General features: G+C 46.2%; 16 protein-coding genes. 4 read left to right on the forward strand and 12 right to left on the reverse strand.

Annotation, left to right across the window (positions count from 1 at the left end):
- Nucleotides 1-37: 37 nt before the first annotated feature.
- From CCC70_RS10920 to CCC70_RS10930, 3 genes are all read right to left on the reverse strand, one after another.
- On the reverse strand, nucleotides 38-331 hold the full coding sequence (locus CCC70_RS10920) for a phage holin family protein (RefSeq protein ID WP_059086307.1): 294 nt from the start codon (nucleotides 329-331) through the stop codon (nucleotides 38-40).
- A gap of 211 nt (nucleotides 332-542) precedes the next feature.
- Entirely contained in the window at nucleotides 543-1,553 is a 1,011-nt protein-coding gene (locus CCC70_RS10925; RefSeq protein ID WP_015525727.1) for a GGGtGRT protein, read from the reverse strand.
- Between the two features lie 40 nt (nucleotides 1,554-1,593).
- Nucleotides 1,594-2,286, reverse strand: a complete 693-nt coding sequence (locus tag CCC70_RS10930; protein ID WP_015525726.1) for an iron-sulfur cluster assembly scaffold protein — start codon at nucleotides 2,284-2,286, stop codon at nucleotides 1,594-1,596.
- 246 nt (nucleotides 2,287-2,532) lie between these two features.
- On the opposite strand from CCC70_RS10930, the gene CCC70_RS10935 reads away from it, so the two are divergent.
- The gene (locus CCC70_RS10935) at nucleotides 2,533-3,270 is read left to right on the forward strand and encodes a TraX family protein (protein ID WP_278603684.1); all 738 of its coding nucleotides are present in this window, start codon (nucleotides 2,533-2,535) and stop codon (nucleotides 3,268-3,270) included.
- A gap of 124 nt (nucleotides 3,271-3,394) precedes the next feature.
- On the opposite strand, the gene CCC70_RS10940 is transcribed toward CCC70_RS10935, so the two are convergent.
- The 7 genes from CCC70_RS10940 to CCC70_RS10970 all read right to left on the reverse strand — a co-directional run bounded on the left by CCC70_RS10940 (nucleotide 3,395) and on the right by CCC70_RS10970 (nucleotide 10,761).
- Nucleotides 3,395-4,063 carry a UDP-N-acetylglucosamine pyrophosphorylase gene (locus tag CCC70_RS10940; RefSeq protein WP_110102057.1) on the reverse strand — a complete coding sequence of 223 codons (669 nt, stop codon included), beginning with the start codon at nucleotides 4,061-4,063 and terminating at the stop codon, nucleotides 3,395-3,397.
- A complete protein-coding gene (locus CCC70_RS10945; RefSeq protein ID WP_278603683.1) occupies nucleotides 4,060-6,111 on the reverse strand; it encodes a DNA topoisomerase in 2,052 nt (683 codons plus the stop codon). Before CCC70_RS10945 ends, CCC70_RS10940 begins: the two co-directional genes overlap by 4 nt.
- Before the next feature lies 1 nt (nucleotide 6,112).
- On the reverse strand, nucleotides 6,113-6,868 hold the full coding sequence (locus CCC70_RS10950) for a formate/nitrite transporter family protein (protein WP_173740673.1): 756 nt from the start codon (nucleotides 6,866-6,868) through the stop codon (nucleotides 6,113-6,115).
- 181 nt (nucleotides 6,869-7,049) lie between these two features.
- Nucleotides 7,050-7,286, reverse strand: coding sequence for a DUF3343 domain-containing protein (locus CCC70_RS10955; RefSeq protein ID WP_250789802.1), 237 nt, complete (start codon nucleotides 7,284-7,286; stop codon nucleotides 7,050-7,052).
- Between the two features lie 99 nt (nucleotides 7,287-7,385).
- Complete coding sequence (gene asd / locus CCC70_RS10960) at nucleotides 7,386-8,471, reverse strand: aspartate-semialdehyde dehydrogenase (protein WP_015525720.1); 1,086 nt, start codon at nucleotides 8,469-8,471, stop codon at nucleotides 7,386-7,388.
- A gap of 93 nt (nucleotides 8,472-8,564) precedes the next feature.
- Entirely contained in the window at nucleotides 8,565-9,944 is a 1,380-nt protein-coding gene (argH, locus tag CCC70_RS10965) for an argininosuccinate lyase (RefSeq protein ID WP_015525719.1), read from the reverse strand.
- Between the two features lie 151 nt (nucleotides 9,945-10,095).
- Entirely contained in the window at nucleotides 10,096-10,761 is a 666-nt protein-coding gene (locus CCC70_RS10970) for an epoxyqueuosine reductase QueH (RefSeq protein ID WP_092069260.1), read from the reverse strand.
- A gap of 129 nt (nucleotides 10,762-10,890) precedes the next feature.
- Here CCC70_RS10970 and CCC70_RS10975 point away from each other — a divergent pair, with 129 nt between their 5' ends.
- Both CCC70_RS10975 and CCC70_RS10980 read left to right on the forward strand, forming a co-directional pair.
- Nucleotides 10,891-11,658, forward strand: a complete 768-nt coding sequence (locus CCC70_RS10975) for an ABC transporter ATP-binding protein (RefSeq protein WP_144094139.1) — start codon at nucleotides 10,891-10,893, stop codon at nucleotides 11,656-11,658.
- Complete coding sequence (locus CCC70_RS10980) at nucleotides 11,651-12,445, forward strand: ABC transporter permease (protein WP_287084853.1); 795 nt, start codon at nucleotides 11,651-11,653, stop codon at nucleotides 12,443-12,445. Before CCC70_RS10975 ends, CCC70_RS10980 begins: the two co-directional genes overlap by 8 nt.
- A gap of 29 nt (nucleotides 12,446-12,474) precedes the next feature.
- Here the strand turns inward: CCC70_RS10980 and CCC70_RS10985 are convergent, their stop codons facing one another.
- Entirely contained in the window at nucleotides 12,475-14,901 is a 2,427-nt protein-coding gene (locus tag CCC70_RS10985) for a putative bifunctional diguanylate cyclase/phosphodiesterase (RefSeq protein WP_287084833.1), read from the reverse strand.
- A 159-nt stretch (nucleotides 14,902-15,060) separates the two neighbouring features.
- Complete coding sequence (locus CCC70_RS10990) at nucleotides 15,061-15,714, reverse strand: DUF3786 domain-containing protein (protein WP_015525717.1); 654 nt, start codon at nucleotides 15,712-15,714, stop codon at nucleotides 15,061-15,063.
- 356 nt (nucleotides 15,715-16,070) lie between these two features.
- Here CCC70_RS10990 and CCC70_RS10995 point away from each other — a divergent pair, with 356 nt between their 5' ends.
- Nucleotides 16,071-17,210 carry a glucose-1-phosphate adenylyltransferase gene (locus CCC70_RS10995; protein WP_021651100.1) on the forward strand — a complete coding sequence of 380 codons (1,140 nt, stop codon included), beginning with the start codon at nucleotides 16,071-16,073 and terminating at the stop codon, nucleotides 17,208-17,210.

Genomic DNA, 17,210 nt, shown 5'->3' on the forward strand with positions numbered 1-17,210 from the left:
GCTACTGCAAGTATCTGAAACTACCTTACAAAATCCATTATTCATCTTTTTCCAGCTGTTTGATCAGCTGGTTCACATATGTAGAAAGCCCCGCCACCAGGACTCCCTGTGTCGTGGATGTAAATACTGCCATTGCAATATCCTGTGCATTTTTACAGGAACAGGTAGCAAAAACATAAATTCCGCATATAAGGATCCCTGCACACCCCAGTATCAGCGGAATATATTTGTCCTTCACAGCCTGAGCCTCCTTCAGTGCGATCCCCATAAAATACAAAGCGATCGCTGTGATCAGCAATTCCGGTTTAATATAATCCACAAGCGCTTCCATAAATATTCTCAGTATCTCCCCTGCCGCTTTGATTTATTTTATGAATTTCTCCAAAAAATATTTCATAAATTCCCCAAAAATGTTAGCTATGTGTTAGCTATTGCTGTTTTTTCGCACTTTTTGAGAATATTTTGTTCTATTTTAGAGTAAAAAGAAAAAGACCGCAAACCCTGAGGTTTGCAGCCTTTCCCACTATTTTCGTTATCCGAAATTAGAACTTGCCAGCGTCTGCAGCTTCCTGTACGGAAACAGCTACAGCAACTGTCATACCAACCATCGGGTTGTTTCCAGCGCCGATAAGACCCATCATCTCTACGTGAGCCGGTACGGAAGAAGATCCTGCGAACTGAGCGTCAGAATGCATACGTCCAAGTGTATCAGTCATACCGTAGGAAGCAGGACCTGCTGCCATGTTGTCCGGATGAAGTGTACGTCCTGTACCACCACCGGAAGCAACGGAGAAGTATTTCTTTCCTTTCTCGTTGCACTCTTTTTTGTATGTTCCTGCTACCGGATGCTGGAAACGAGTCGGGTTTGTGGAGTTTCCTGTGATAGAAACGTCAACGCCCTCTTTCCACATGATCGCAACACCTTCCGGAACGCTGTTAGCGCCGTAGCAGTTAACCTTTGCACGAAGTCCCTCTGAATAGGATTTACGGAATACTTCCTTAACCTCGTTCTTATATGGATCATACTCTGTCTCTACATATGTAAAGCCGTTGATACGGGAGATGATCTGAGCAGCGTCTTTTCCAAGACCGTTCAGGATAACACGAAGAGGTTTTTTACGAACCTTGTTTGCTTTCTCAGCGATACCGATCGCACCCTCAGCTGCTGCGAAAGACTCATGTCCTGCAAGGAAACAGAAGCAGTCTGTCTCTTCCTCAAGGAGCATCTTTCCAAGGTTTCCATGTCCAAGACCTACTTTACGTGTGTCTGCAACGGATCCCGGGATACAGAAAGCCTGAAGGCCTTCTCCGATAGCTGCAGCTGCATCAGCGGCTCTTCTGCAGCCTTTTTTGATCGCGATAGCTGCACCTACTGTGTAAGCCCAGCAAGCGTTCTCGAAGCAGATCGGCTGAATGCCTTTGATCTGATCGTAAACGTTCAGTCCTGCGTCTTTAGTGATTTTCTCAGCTTCTTCGATAGAAGCGATTCCATAGCTGTTTAAAACAGAATTGATCTTGTCAATTCGTCTCTCATATGATTCAAATAAAGCCATTTCCTGTAACCTCCTGATATTTTTACCTTACGAAGTGTAATTACTCTTTTCTTGGGTCGATGATCTTAACAGCATCTGCAACACGGCCGTACTGACCTTTTGCTTTCTCCCATGCTGTGTTCGGGTCATCACCTTTCTTAATGAAGTCAGTCATTTTTCCAAGGCTTACGAACTGATATCCGATGATCTCATCGTTCTCGTCAAGAGCGATACCTGTAACATAACCCTCAGCCATCTCAAGGTAACGAGGTCCTTTTTTCAGAGTTCCATACATTGTACCAACCTGAGAACGAAGTCCTTTTCCAAGGTCCTCAAGACCAGCGCCTACTGCAAGTCCGTCCTCGGAGAATGCAGACTGGGAACGTCCGTAAACGATCTGAAGGAAAAGCTCTCTCATAGCTGTATTGATTGCATCACATACAAGGTCTGTGTTCAGTGCCTCCATAACGGTAAGTCCTGGAAGGATCTCAGAAGCCATAGCTGCAGAATGAGTCATTCCTGAACATCCGATTGTCTCAACAAGTGCCTCCTGGATGATTCCCTCTTTAACGTTAAGGGACAGCTTACATGCACCCTGCTGCGGAGCACACCAGCCAACACCGTGTGTAAATCCGGAGATATCCTTTACTTCTTTTGCCTGAACCCATTTTGCTTCTTCCGGGATCGGAGCGGCACCATGATGTACGCCCTGTGCCACTGGACACATTTCTTCTACTTCGCGTGAATAAATCATTTTAAAACTCCTTTCAAGTATAGATTGACTGATGTTATTGAGAAAAAAAGTTCGATAACACCCTACGGCTATTTTCTCACAAAACCGTTGTTTCGTCCAGTCATATTTGATAAAATTTTGCCATAAAACGCATAATATTGGTAGTTATTCCGGCAGTATTGCATGCCTAACTGTCAAATATTTCTGGCAACTACTGTATGTATGTGATAATATATTAGCAAGTTTAACCCTGGAGGTATATTTTTCATGAATGCATCTGTGGATTCTGTTTTTCCAGAAAAATACCGCATTCTCAGCGGAAGCGCTCTGAAGATGATCGCGGTCATCACCATGCTGATCGATCATATCGGAGCTGTGCTGCTCAGTATGTATCAGCCTGCACAGAAAATCCTGTTTACACTTTTCGGCAGAGAATATACTGTATATCTTATTTTCCGCGATATCGGAAGAGCTGCTTTTCCCATCTTCTGTTTTCTCCTGCTGGAAGGCTTCCGGCATACACGGAGCCGGTTCCTCTATGGAAGAAATCTCCTTCTTTTTGCGCTGCTTTCAGAAATTCCGTGGAATCTGATGTTTACAAATACACTGCGTTACGAAAGACAAAATGTGTTTTTCACGCTTTTCCTCGGATATCTGGCCTTTTGTGCCATCGAATATTTCCAGACCAGACCTTCGATGCAGCTTCTCTGCATCCTGGGACTGCTTGTTGTTTCCATTTTTCTGAAAGCAGACTATGGATGGCGGGGGTATATCTTCCTGCTGATCATGTACTATATGCGAAACGATAAACCAGGCCAGGCAATCCTCGGGAGCTGCTGGCTTTACTATGAATGGAGGGCCGCTTTTGCCTTTCTGTCCATTAACCTGTACAATGGAAAAAGAGGCTTCATCCGCGGAAAATCAGCAAAATATTTCTTCTACTGGTTTTACCCAGTCCATATTATGGGACTGGTCATACTTCGACAGCTTTTGTTTTTATCTTAATCCCGCCCTCTCCCGGTCGGTTCAGCCTTCCACAACCAATACCGTTACATCCATCACCCCATCAAAAAAAAGCTGCACTCTCTCAAAAGTGCAGCCTAAATGCGTGTCCAGAAGAATCTGTTTCTTATTTTTTCTTTACGATCTCTTTTGCATTTTTATAAATGGAATCTGCAGGAACACATCCACGTACCGGTGACAGCGGGTAGATATTAGAATTCCGTCCGATCACAGTACCGGGATTCAGCACAGAACCGCATCCGACTTCAACATGATCTCCGAGCATCGCTCCGAATTTCTTAAGACCGGTTTCGATCTTTTCATCCCCGTCTTTTACGACAACCAGCTTCTTGTCTGATTTTACGTTGGAACAGATCGATCCGGCACCCATGTGGGACTTATATCCCAGCACAGCATCTCCAACATAATTATAATGAGGAACCTGAACCTTGTTAAACAGCACTGCATTCTTAAGCTCTGTGGAATTTCCCACAACTGCGCCCTCACCAACGATAGCCTTGCCGCGGATAAATGCACAGTGGCGCACCTCGGCGTCTCTGCCAATGATAGCCGGTCCGGTGATACTTGCAGTCGGCGCAACTGTAGCGGATCTTGCGATCCATACATTTTCGCCCTTCTCCTCATATTCAGAAGAATCCAGTGTTTTTCCCAGCTTAATAATGAAATCTCCGATCTCCGGAAGAACCTCCCACGGATAGGTTTTTCCCTCAAAAAGCTCTGCTGCAATGGTCTCATTCAGATCCAGCATATTGCTGATAGTAAAATCTTTCATCATGATGATCTCTTTCCTCCCTGTCTGGAAGCTCGCTCCGGCTTCCTGTAGTTTACAGCGGCCACATCAAAAAACTGCCGCAGGTTATACTGATAATTGCTTGCCTCCACCTGCCGGGTACGTACCCGCACAAAATGCTCCAGCTTGTCCATATATTCCTGTTCCGTGATGCTGCCCTCTGCCACATAGGTGAGCCCCTTTTCCCAGCTTGCCGTAAGCTCCGGGTTCAGAAGCTGCCGGATAGAACAATTTACCACATCAAAGATCATTTCCCCAAGAAGCGTTGGAGTGATCACCTGGGTCTTTTTGTTCAGTGCCAGATATTTGATGTTAAAAAGCTTCTTCAGGATCTCGGCACGGGTAGCACTGGTGCCGATCCCGCTTCCCTTGATCTGGGCTCGAAGCTCCTCATCCTCGATCAGCTGTCCTGCATTTTCCATGGCAAGGATCATGGAACCGGAATTGTATCGTTTGGGCGGTGAAGTCTCACCCTCCTTGATACTCAAACCGTTCACAGGAAGTATATCACCCTTTTTCAGCTTCTGCAACGCCTCCAGGAGCACAGTATCACAGGAAACCTCGTCTTCCTCTCCATTTCTGTTTTTCTCACTGTCTGAAGCCCTTTTCCGCGAAAAAGAATTCGTGGCAATCTTCAGATAGCCTTCTTCTTTGAGAACCTTAAAGGATGAAAAGAATGCCTCGCCGTCCAGCTTCGTCACAAGACTCACCTTCTGATAAACGGCCGGCGGATAAAAAATACACAAAAATCTCCGTACAATGGTCTCGTACACACGCTGTGCAGTAAGAGACACGCTTCCAAGCGCATTCAATCCCTGACCGGTAGGAATGATCGCATAATGGTCTGTGATCTGCTTGTCATTCACATATCTGGTCTTTGCAATGCTTTTCCAGGATTCCATCCCCAAAACCTCTGCCGCCGCCGCACCGGCCTGCTGATAATTTCGAAGACCGGATATATTCTTGTATATCTCCTTGGCCACTGCCGTGGAAAGAACTCTGGCATCCGTTCTCGGATAAGTCACCAGCTTCTTCTCATAAAGCTCCTGTACGATCCGGAGTGTCTCGTCCGGACTGATCTTAAACAGCTTTGAGCACACATTCTGAAGCTCCGCCAGGTTAAAAAGAAGCGGCGGATTTTTGTTTTCTTTTTTTCGTTCCACCTTTTCCACAATACAAGAAAGGGGCTGATTCACCATCAGCTGATCGATCAGCATCTGTGCATGCTCTTTTTTCCTGAAGCCGTTTTCTTTATAAAGATACGGGGACTGGAAATACCGGCTGCCTTCCACAGCCCTCCATTCACCGTCAAAATTTTCGCCTGCAAGTCCAATGCTGCCAAGGACACGGTAGAAGGGTGTCTTCACAAAGACACGGATCTCCCGTTCTCTCCGCACCACCATGCCAAGAACACAGGTCATCACACGCCCAACTGCAATGGCCTGATATTTGGAATGGAGATAATTGGTGACACTGCTTCCGTAGCGCAAGGTCAGAACTCTGGAAAAATTGATTCCCATAAGATAATCTTCCTTTGCGCGGAGATACGCAGATGCTGCCAGATTATCATACTCCGAGATATCCTTCGCTTCACGGATCCCTCTTAAGATTTCTTCCTCTGTCTGGGAATCGATCCACACACGTTTCTGGACTTTTCCCTTTACTCCTGCCATCTGGGCTACCAGACGGTAGATATATTCACCCTCACGTCCGGAGTCGGTACACACATAAATGGTATCCACATCCGGCCGGTTCAGCAGTCCTTTTACGATCTCGAACTGCTTTTTGACCCCGGGGATCACTTCATATTTAAATTCGCGCGGCAAAAAAGGCAGGGTATCAAAACTCCACCTTTTAAACTTGATATCATATTTTTCGGGATAGCTCATGGTAACCAGGTGTCCTACACACCAGGTTACCACAGAATCATCAGATTCCAGATATCCGTCTTTTCTCTGACCGTTGATCTTCAAAGCCTTCGCAAATTCCTGTGCCACGCTGGGCTTCTCCGCTATGTATAAAGCCTTTGCCATACTATTTATCTGCACTCATCTTTCTAAGCGGCCATGCCAGAAGCACACCTCCGCCAACTATATTTCCCAGTGTTACGATCACCATGCTTTTAAGCATAGCGCCGACAGACAATCCTGGCACCATACAGAATGCAACTGTAAAAATACCCATATTTGCAATACAATGCTCAAATCCGCTGACAACGAAACCTGAAATACAGATCACGATCATCAGGAACTTACCTGACTCACTCTTCAGCTTAATGCCGCAGAGAACAGCAAGACAGACGAAGAAATTACAAAGTACCGCACGGAAAAACATCTGTCCTGCCGGAATACTCAGTTTTCCGTTTATAAATCCGGCAAAATAATCTGCTGTACCGGACGCTCCGGCACCTACAAAGATCAGCGCCAGGATCAGGCATCCCACAAAATTGCCGATGTAACTGATTCCCCAGACCTTTCCAACATCTTTCCATGATACGCTCTTGTCATACGCACCAAAAGCCATTACCAGATTGTTACCGGTAAACAGCTCTCCTCCTACCATTGCGATCAGCAGGACCGCAATAGAGAACACGATGGCTCCAAGGAATTTCCCCCATTCCGGGAATGTCTTGGAAAATACATTTCCAACAACGTTACTGTAGATCATCGCCACATCAATAAAAAATCCGGCCATGATCGCCCGCATAAAGTATTTTCCGAAATTGCTGTTCAGTAAGTTTATCTTACCCTTCGCAGCGGTTGACAGTTTCTCTACATCCTCCCTGTTCATAAATAGCACCTCCACATATTTTTAGCAAGCGTGGCACTTTGTTGCTGCTTCTTTGTTCACAGCAACACGCTTTCCGGAAATCTGCTTGTTATATTGTAACACTTTACTAATTATTTAACAATAAAAATGCGAAAATTTTCAAAAATTTTCGTTTTGTTACATACAACAAACAATATCCGTTTTATACCAGAACACGATAGATGCCATCCCAGGCCAGTTCCTTTTTTTTCAGGAATTTTTCTGTTTCCTCCTCTGATTGCTCCACGCATTTCCATGCCAGTCCGCACTGGGCACTGATCTCTGAAGGGATCGGGATCAGCCTTCCCGGAAATTCAGATTCCCTGGCCGTTCTTTCCATTTTCATGGCAGCCGTGGTTGTGGAAAATGTCACAACTGTAGTAATTACTTTTCTGCGCATATCTCCTTTGTTCCTTCCACATACGCAAAAACAGGACACCGGAAAAACCGATATCCCGTTTCTGATGATTTTCTTTATTTCCTGTAAAGGATCCAGTTCTTATTTAGCCTGGATATATCCTTTCGCTTTCAGAGTTTCTGCACAGAGAACTGCTCCGCCTGCGGCACCTCTTACTGTGTTATGGGAAAGTCCGATGAACTTGTAATCATAAACAGTATCCTCACGAAGACGTCCTACAGATACTCCCATTCCATTCTCATAGTTTACATCCATCTGTACCTGCGGACGGTTGTCCTCCTCAAGATACTGGATGAACTGCTTCGGAGCGCTTGGAAGCTCAAGCTCCTGCGGAAGTCCCTTAAACTCAACCAGCTTCTGGATCAGCTGCTCTTTGGTAGGTTTCTTGCGGAATTTAACGAATACAGCTGCTGTATGTCCGTTGAGGACCGGAACACGTACACACTGGCATGTGATGACAGGTGTGGTAGCCGGAACGATCACGCCGTCCTCGATCTTGCCCCAGAGTCTTAATGGCTCCTTCTCACTCTTCTCTTCCTCACCACCGATGTACGGAATGATGTTGTGCTCCATCTCCGGCCAGTCCTTGAAGGTTTTTCCTGCTCCGGAAATAGCCTGGTATGTAGTGGCAACTACTTCATACGGCTCGAACTCTTTCCATGCGGTAAGTACCGGAGCGTAGCTCTGGATAGAGCAGTTCGGTTTAACAGCTACAAAGCCGCGTTTTGTTCCTAGACGTTTCTTCTGGAATTCGATAACCTCGAAGTGCTCCGGATTGATTTCCGGAACTACCATCGGAACGTCCGGTGTCCAGCGGTGTGCGCTGTTGTTGGACACAACCGGTGTCTCTGTCTTTGCATATTCTTCCTCGATTGCCTTGATCTCATCCTTCGTCATATCAACTGCGGAAAATACAAAGTCAACAGTAGCTGCAACCTTCTCAACCTCGTGGATATCCATAACAACCAGCTTCTTTACTGCCTCCGGCATCGGAGTATCCATTTTCCATCTGCCGCCTACAGCCTCCTCGTAGGTCTTGCCTGCGCTTCTCGGGCTTGCCGCTACAGTAACCACCTCAAACCACGGGTGATTCTCCAGAAGAGAAATGAATCTCTGACCAACCATTCCAGTTGCACCTAAAATACCGACTTTAAGCTTTTCACTCATAATAAAACTCTCCTCATCTTGTGTCCCTCCATGGCACACATTTGTCTTTTCTGTAAATACTATACCAATTTTTCCTAAAATGCAAGCATTATCTTAATTTTTTTCAAGATATTCTTTATTCTGAGCGATCACCTGCTCCATCACGTCCGGTCCCGGCGCTCCCAGAGTCACACGTTTTTCCACGCAGGTCTTCATACTGATGGCTTCATAGATGTCCTCCTCAAACACAGGACTGATCTCTTTGTACTCGGAAAGCGGAAGCTCATCCAGAGAGATTCCCTTATCCAGACAGAGAAGGACCAGTCTTCCGACGATGCCGTGAGCATCACGGAACGGTACACCGTGGTTAACCAGATAGTCTGCTGCGTCTGTGGCGTTTGTAAAGCCTCTCTTTGCACTTGCCTCCATGTTGGCTTTGTTGAACTGCATAGTGGAAACCATGCCGGTAAACAGGGCGATACAGCCCTTTACGGTGTCGATGGCATCAAAGGTCAGCTCCTTGTCTTCCTGCATATCTTTGTTGTATGCAAGCGGGATTCCCTTCATGGTTGTGAGAATAGATGTCAGCGCTCCGTAAACACGGCCTGTTTTTCCACGGACAAGCTCTGCGATATCCGGATTCTTCTTCTGCGGCATGATACTGCTGCCTGTGCTGTATGCGTCATCGATCTCAACGAAACGGTACTCATTGGAATTCCACAGAATGATCTCTTCTGAAAAGCGGCTCAGATGCATCATGATCGTAGAAAATGCACTGAGAAGCTCGATGACATAATCTCTGTCAGATACGGAATCCATACTGTTTCTGGTTGGTGCATCAAAGCCGAGAAGCTCTGCAGTATAGGCACGATCCAGCGGATAAGTGGTTCCTGCCAGTGCTCCCGCTCCAAGCGGACAGGTATTCATTCTCTTACGGATATCAAAAAGTCTGTCACGGTCTCTGCGGAACATCTCAAAATATGCGCCTACATGGTGTGCCAGAGTTACCGGCTGTGCCTTCTGAAGGTGGGTAAATCCCGGCATGTAGGTGTGAACATTCTCTTCCATGATCTTCTGCAGGGCAAGAAGAAGGTCCTTCAGCTCCTTATCTGTCTCATCGATCTCGTCGCGGACATAAAGCTTCATATCCAGAGCTACCTGGTCATTACGGCTTCTTCCTGTGTGAAGCTTCTTTCCGGCATCTCCGATACGGTCGATCAGGTTTGCCTCCACGAAGCTGTGGATATCCTCATACTCCGCTGTGATCTCCAGCTTGCCTGCTTCCACGTCTGCAAGGATACCGTCCAGTCCTTCTGTGATCTGCTCCTTTTCTTCCTCTGTCAGGATCCCCTGTTTTGCAAGCATGGCAACATGTGCCTTGCTTCCACGGATATCCTGTCTGTAAAATTTCTGATCAAAGGAAATGGATGCGTTAAAATTGTAAACCAGCTTGTCCGTTTCTTTTGTAAAACGGCCTCCCCATAACTGTGCCATATTGATTCTTCCTCACTTTTCTTTTTTGCGGCAGAACTGTCTTCTCCGGACATACACGAGCTCCGTCTCCCGAACGTCTGCACTTTTCTGTGTTAGTGTAACATATTTTTATAAAAATGCAAAGTTTTTCATAATTATACGTTTGCTGTCTTCAGCCGTTGTTACTGTTCACTCGGTTCTCAGTAACCAGCCGTTCTCTGTCCATGGCTTCTTTCTTTGAAAATACACAGCCGCAGTAATTCTGCCGGTACAGAGCATGCTCATGAGACAGTTCAATAGAACGCTTGTAGCCATTCTTTTTCTTAAAATCTGAAGTCAGATGTGGCACTTTATAGATTTCTGCCAGCTCCTCGCCAATCTCATTGATCTTCTGTGCATTTTTCAGCGGACTGATACTTAATGTTGTGGTGAAATAATCATATCCGCCCTCCTTCGCCAGCTTTGCCGCCTCTTCCATCCGCAGGCGGTAACACCGAAAGCACCGTTCTCCTCCTTCCGGAACATCTTCCAGGCCTTTTGCCATTTCATAAAATTCCTTCGGGTCATACCGGCCCTCCATAAGAGTTACCGGATGGACAAATTCCATCTCCCCGATCAGGCGGCGGATCTCAGCCACACGGTGTGAATATTCCTCCACCGGTGCGATATTGGGATTATAAAAAAATATCGTGATCTCAAAATACTGTGACAGATATTCCATCACATAGCTGCTGCATGGCGCACAGCAGGCATGCAGAAAAAGTCTGGGGGTTTTCCCTTCTTTCTGGTTTCTTTCAATCAGTTTATCCAGTTCTTTCTGGTAGTTTCTCTTGTTCAATGTTTGTAATTCCTTTCTCTATGACTGTTTTCAGGCAGACATCAAAGTATGCATCTCTGCCATTGGCCTTCTCATGTTTCAGACATATGATAATATTATATCATTATCTACGAAAAGGAGGCAACATCCATGAATCCTGTCCTGAAAGTGCGGGACGTGTGTCTCTCCTATCACACATTGTCCGGTGAGACACCCGCCCTTTCTCATATATCCTTTGACCTGATGCCCGGTGAATTCCTGTCCATTGTAGGACCTTCCGGATGCGGAAAATCCACTCTTCTGAATCTCATTGCCGGCCTGCTCACTCCGGAGCACGGTTCCATTACTCTGGGAGACCGTCCGGTATCCTCCGGCAGTGCCGCTGTAGGATATATGCTCCAGAAGGATCATCTTCTGGAATGGCGGAGCATCTACAAAAACATCCTTCTCGGCCTGGAGATCCGGAAAGAGCTCACACCTGAAAAACTGGCACATGCAGAAGCCCTTCTTCAGACCTACGGTCTGGACCGTTTCCGTGATGCCCGCCCTTCCCAGCTTTCCGGCGGAATGCGCCAACGTGCCGCTCTGATCCGGACCCTGGTGCTGGAACCGGAGCTCCTTCTTCTGGACGAACCATTTTCCGCTCTGGATTACCAGACACGCTTAAATGTCAGTGATGATATCGGAAAAATCCTCAAAAGCTCCGGCAAGCCTGCGATCCTGGTCACTCATGACATCTCCGAAGCCATCAGTATGGCCGACCGGGTACTGATCCTTTCTGCACGTCCTGCCACTGTACGAAAGATCATTGATATCGATCTGGATATCAGCGACCGCACTCCCCTCTCCTCCAGAAATGCTCCGGATTTTAAAAAATATTTTAACATCATATGGAAGGAGCTCAATGAAAATGCCTGAAATTTCCAGACAGCAGAAACAATATCTTGCACGGCAAAAAAAAGAAAAAAACATTATCCTGGCTGCACGGACACTTCTTTTTGTTCTGTTTATGGGACTTTGGGAAATATCCTCTGATCTTGGATGGATCGATTCCTTTATCTTCAGTAGTCCTTCCCAGATCGCAGAGACCTTTCTTTCCATGTGCAGGGATCAGTCCCTGTTTGCACATATTGCCGTGACACTGGCAGAAACTCTTGTCAGTTTCTTTTTTGTTGTGATCCTGGGTGTAGGAACCGCAGTACTTCTCTGGTGCTCCCGACGGATCGCACGGATCCTGGAGCCATGTCTGGTGGTACTGAACAGTCTCCCGAAATCTGCTCTGGCCCCTCTTCTGATCGTATGGCTTGGTGCCAACGAACGTACCATTGTAGTCGCCGGCATATCTGTAGCCATCTTCGGCTCCGTTATCAATCTGTACTCCGGCTTCTGCCAGGCAGATCCGGAAAAGCTGAAGCTGATCGAAACTCTGGGGGGACACAAAAAGGAAAAGCTTCTGAAGATCGTCCTGCCCTCCTCCGTTCCTCTTATCCTGAGTGTGATGAAGGTCAACATCGGGCTTTGCCTGGTAGGCGTGATCATCGGAGAATTTATCGGTGCCCGAAAAGGCCTGGGATACCTGATCATTTACGGAAGCCAGACATTCAGACTTACATGGGTCCTGATGGCCATTGTGATCCTTTGCATCATTGCCATGCTGCTGTATTTTGCACTTTATCTTATTGAAAAACAGGTCCGGAAGCATTAGCTGTAAAAAGGGCGTGTAAAAATGATCTCTCATTTTTTACACGCCTCTTTTGCTCTTATAACCTTTGTTTCAAAGTTTTCCCACGGCAAAGGCCGTGCATAATAAAAGCCCTGGATCTCATCGCAGCTCAGGCTTCGCAGGATCTCCACCTGTTTTGCTTTCTCCACGCCCTCGGCAAGAACCTTCATTCCAAGGCTGTGTGCCAGCGAAATGGTATGACGGATCACCTGCTGCCCACGAAAATTCTCTATGTAATCGATCAGACTTTTATCCAGCTTCAGAGTATCGAATGGCAGCTGGTTCAGGCTTGTCATAGATGAATAGCCGGAGCCAAAATCATCCATATGCAGCTCGAATCCTGCATCCACCATCTTCTCTATGAGCTTACTGATCCGATCATTATACAACGCAGCAGTTTCTGTCAATTCAATGGGAACAGAAGAAAACGGAATGCCATTTTCTTCCACGATCTTCACATAACGACAGATCATATTATCGTAATGGATACTGGCACGTGACAGATTCACCGAAATAGGAAGTATCTTTTTCCCTAATCTTATACGTTCCCCTTGGATGCTGCATACCTTGCGGAAAACATATTCATCAAGGCGCACGATCAAGCCGTCCTTCTCAAAAAGAGGGATAAATTCTCCCGGCGAAACCATAGTTCCTTCCGCTCTCTTCCAGCGCACCAGCGCCTCCGCCCCAACGATCTCTTCTGTCTCCACACTGTATTTCGGCTGCAGGTAGACTACGAATTCTTCATTGCGTATAGCCTCCTCGAAAGCATTCTCCATCTGTCCGTTACGGATATGTCTCTGTCTCATCTCATCATCATAAAAAGCGATCTGGTGCTCATAGTCATCCCGGATACTCTTCATGGCCAGAAAAGCCCTGTCACAGATCAGGGTAAAAGGCAGTGTCTTATCCACATTCTCATAGACCCCATAGTTGACCACCAGATTAGGAATCGGTGCTCCACTCTCGACCCTGTGGATAAATTTCTCCATATCTGCCATACGGATCTCTTTCTTTCCATATATGATGGCTACAAACTGGTCTCCTCCATATCTGCCCACCGTCCCGTAACGAACCTGATTTCTATACGTATCTCCCAGATAGGTAAGAACCTGATCACCGGTCTTCTCTCCATAGGTTCCGTTGATCCATTTAAAGTTCTTTATATCTGCCACCACCACATGAAAATCCTGATTCGTATTAAAGCGCATCAGCGTCTTTGCATGATGGAAAAAGGCCTGTCTGATATAAAGCCCTGTAAGATCATCATATTCCAGAGCTGAGAGTACCATCACGGACTCTCTCAGCTTGATCACATTGTTGATCTTACTTTTTAATATACGGACATTATACGGTTTCCGTACAAAATCCACTGCTCCCAGTTCCAGACATCGCACCTCATCCTCCAGCCGGTTACTTCCGGTTATGATGATCACAGGCACAGAGGTCAGCATCACATCATCACGGATCAGCTCCAGAAACTGAAATTCATCACATACCGGCACACTCATATCAAGAAGAATTGCAGAAAGGGTTTTGTAATTCTCAGACAGACGCTTCATCCCCTCTGCTTCATTCATCGCAGTGATAACCTCAAAACTGCCCTCCAGATGTTCTGTAAGCGCTTTCCGATCCGTCTCGTCATTCACTACAATAAGAAGTTTTCTTCCGGATGCTGTTCCTCCTGGTTCCAGTATGGCCTCCATCTCACTGTACCGTACATCCATATCCTCATTGGCAAAAGCAAACACCACGGTCTGAAAATCCTCAGCCGTTCCTACTCTGGCACATTTCACATAGAAATATTCAATCCTCCCGTTGCTTCGGCGTACACGATAATGTACCATCAACTGGGGAATCCTTGTAAGACGTTGGCATATCTTCTCAAAATCCATCATCTGATGCATCCGGATCCTGTCCTCTGCCGCAACACTGCTCTCAATATAAATATCCATGATCTTCTCATAGGATTCATCCCTGCGAAGTCCCTCCTCCCCATAAGCTCCACTCTGCCCCTGGAAGCGGCATACCTGGACCTTATGAGTCTCTCTGTCAACAGAGTAGATATTGATAAAATTTTTTCCGAGAACATTAATGATCCCCATAAGAAGCGGATTCTCCATCATTCCGCTGCTGATCTCATCATTCGTCTCTGTATCCGAAAAAACAAGGGCATGTCCTGTCCCGCCGGATTCCAGCGGAATCTCCACAGCATCAACCGAACGCAGGATATTCCGTCCCGGTTCCAGATAATTCTTCGGACCTTTGATCCCGTTAACGACCGGACAGATCTCACAGGGAGTTTCTCTGTTTCTCAGACAGTGATAGCATTTCTCGCCCCTCTTCAGCTGCGGATAGATCTCACGTGCTGCCAGGTTATAGCTGATAATCTTATAATCCTCATCTATGACATACATTCCCGATGCATTTTTCCCCACGAGCATCACCTCCGGATTCGTAAATTTCTCATAGATCCTTCGTGACAGTTACTGTCTCAAAATCCTTAAATATTCCTTCATTATATACGATTTTTCTGATAACTGCAATTATCTTTCGTATTATTTATTTTTCATATTGGTTTTATTATATTTTGGTTATCAGCGCATCTGAAAAGATTTCCCCCTGAGCGGAACCCCGGCAAGCTCCGCAAGCCTTTTGATTCCGGAATCTGCTATGGATACCGCACTCTCCACATGATTGAAATCTGTGGCACTGTAATCAAACAGGATATTTCCCTGTGCTTCAAACTCCTCGTCCCGTTCCCAGAAAAAGAATCTCATAGGCATACAGTCAAAGGCCCTGATCTCATATCCCACATCACCCTGGGGCAGTTCCCTGCCGTCAAGCTTCTGAAACGCCTCCCTCAATTCCTTTTCATGGCCGGAAAATGTAGCACTGAACACATCCGTCTCTCCGATCTGATACGCCGGCGCAAATGGTCTTGCATTTCTGAGATCTGCAAAAGGGACCCACTTATCCATAATAAAAGCCCCCTCTTTCGCATACCCCAGAAGCGTATAAATATTCAGCATCTCCGTAGTATCCGGTTCTCTCTGTCCATCCAGGCTCCGGATACTGCCGTCTTCCAGACTCACCCCATATCTTCTTCCGAAATGAATGATCGTGAGAAACCCGTTTTCTTCCTTCAGTTCCGGCACCCGTTTATGCAGATCTGCCTGATCCATCTTCAAAAAGCGTTGTGCCCACTCTTCACATAGTTTTACATAGTTGGAAATTCTTTCTTCTTTCATCCTGTCTTCTCCCTGTCTGATATCGATATCCTTTCTCCGCTGTATTCCGGACTTTTTTTACAGAATACACTGCTTTCACATTTTCCGCAAGAATCTTCGCCGATGTATCCGAAATCCGGCTATTTTCAGTGTTACTGTTTTTTCAGCATCCCGGAACCTTCTTAAGCGTTTCTTTTTTTCGACAGATCATCCATCAATTTTCCCAAATCCGTCTAATTTCCCAATATAAAAATAACGTTTTTTTGCACAAAAAACTGGATTTTCTTTTTTAAAAGGTGTATAATATTAACAAAGTTTATTGTTTTTATGGTTAAAGACACCTGGCAGTAAACAAGAAATGAAAGTGAGGATTCGCCATGAAACAAAACAGTATGTTAGCAATGATCCTGGCCGGTGGAAGAGGAAGTCGTCTTCACGAGTTGACGAATAAAGTTGCCAAGCCAGCCGTTGGTTATGGCGGTAAATACCGTATCGTGGATTTTCCGCTCAGTAACTGTGCCAACAGCGGCATTGATGTCGTAGGTGTACTGACACAGTATGAATCAGTTTTACTGAACAGCTATGTAGCAGCTGGTGGCCGCTGGGGTCTTGATGCCAAGGACAGCGGAGTTTATGTACTTCCTCCACGTGAGAAGGCTGATGCCGGTCTGGATGTATACCGTGGAACAGCTGATGCGATCTCTCAGAATATTGATTTCATCGACTCACAGAACCCGGAATACCTTCTGATCCTTTCCGGTGACCACATCTATAAGATGAATTATGCAAAGATGCTTGATGACCATATCCAGCATAAGGCAGATGCGACTATTGCAGTTATCGAGGTTCCCATGAAGGAAGCCAGCCGTTTCGGTATCATGAACACCGGTGAAGATGACCGCATCGTGGAATTTGAGGAGAAACCGGAACACCCGAAGAGCAATCTTGCCTCCATGGGTATCTACATATTCAACTGGAAGCTTCTGCGCAAGCTCCTGCTGGCAGATATCAAGAATCCGGATTCCAACCACGATTTCGGTAAAGACATCATCCCTACACTCCTTGCACAGGACAAGGCACTCTACGCTTACAAGTTCAAAGGCTACTGGAAGGATGTAGGAACCATCGATTCCCTCTGGGAAGCAAACATGGATCTTCTCAGTCCTAACAGTGAACTGGATCTTAACGATCCTACCTGGAAGATCTACACTGAGGATGCTACCTCTCTTCCACAGTATATCTGTGATACAGCTGTGATCAACACTGCTTTCATTACTCAGGGCTGTGTTGTGGAGGGTGAGATCACCAACTCCGTACTTTTCACAGGCGTCAAGGTCGGTCCTGGTGCCAAGATCATCGACAGTGTCCTGATGCCGGGTGTTGTTGTTGAAGCAGGTGCCGTTGTCCAGCGTGCTCTCGTTGCAGACGGAGTCGTGATCGGTGCCAATGCTCGTGTCGGTTCCAAGGACAGTGAGCACATCGAACTTGTATCAAAACGTGTAAAGGGGGCTGAGTAA

The organism is Blautia sp. LMAG:89 (assembly GCF_008679485.1).
In the GTDB taxonomy this organism is placed as follows: domain Bacteria; phylum Bacillota; class Clostridia; order Lachnospirales; family Lachnospiraceae; genus Blautia_A; species Blautia_A fusiformis.

Bases quoted from the DNA above. Each gene is read 5' to 3' on its own strand.
- CCC70_RS10975 (WP_144094139.1), top strand. From the start codon at position 10,891: ATGAATCCTGTCCTGAAAGTGCGGGACGTGTGTCTCTCCTATCACACA.
- CCC70_RS10920 (WP_059086307.1), bottom strand. From the start codon at position 331: ATGGAAGCGCTTGTGGATTATATTAAACCGGAATTGCTGATCACAGCG.
- CCC70_RS10930 (WP_015525726.1), bottom strand. From the start codon at position 2,286: ATGATTTATTCACGCGAAGTAGAAGAAATGTGTCCAGTGGCACAGGGC.
- CCC70_RS10935 (WP_278603684.1), top strand. From the start codon at position 2,533: ATGAATGCATCTGTGGATTCTGTTTTTCCAGAAAAATACCGCATTCTC.
- argH (WP_015525719.1), bottom strand. From the start codon at position 9,944: ATGGCACAGTTATGGGGAGGCCGTTTTACAAAAGAAACGGACAAGCTG.
- CCC70_RS10950 (WP_173740673.1), bottom strand. From the start codon at position 6,868: ATGAACAGGGAGGATGTAGAGAAACTGTCAACCGCTGCGAAGGGTAAG.
- CCC70_RS10945 (WP_278603683.1), bottom strand. From the start codon at position 6,111: ATGGCAAAGGCTTTATACATAGCGGAGAAGCCCAGCGTGGCACAGGAA.
- CCC70_RS10955 (WP_250789802.1), bottom strand. From the start codon at position 7,286: ATGCGCAGAAAAGTAATTACTACAGTTGTGACATTTTCCACAACCACG.
- CCC70_RS10995 (WP_021651100.1), top strand. From the start codon at position 16,071: ATGAAACAAAACAGTATGTTAGCAATGATCCTGGCCGGTGGAAGAGGA.
- CCC70_RS10990 (WP_015525717.1), bottom strand. From the start codon at position 15,714: ATGAAAGAAGAAAGAATTTCCAACTATGTAAAACTATGTGAAGAGTGG.
- CCC70_RS10980 (WP_287084853.1), top strand. From the start codon at position 11,651: ATGCCTGAAATTTCCAGACAGCAGAAACAATATCTTGCACGGCAAAAA.
- CCC70_RS10925 (WP_015525727.1), bottom strand. From the start codon at position 1,553: ATGGCTTTATTTGAATCATATGAGAGACGAATTGACAAGATCAATTCT.
- asd (WP_015525720.1), bottom strand. From the start codon at position 8,471: ATGAGTGAAAAGCTTAAAGTCGGTATTTTAGGTGCAACTGGAATGGTT.
- CCC70_RS10940 (WP_110102057.1), bottom strand. From the start codon at position 4,063: ATGATGAAAGATTTTACTATCAGCAATATGCTGGATCTGAATGAGACC.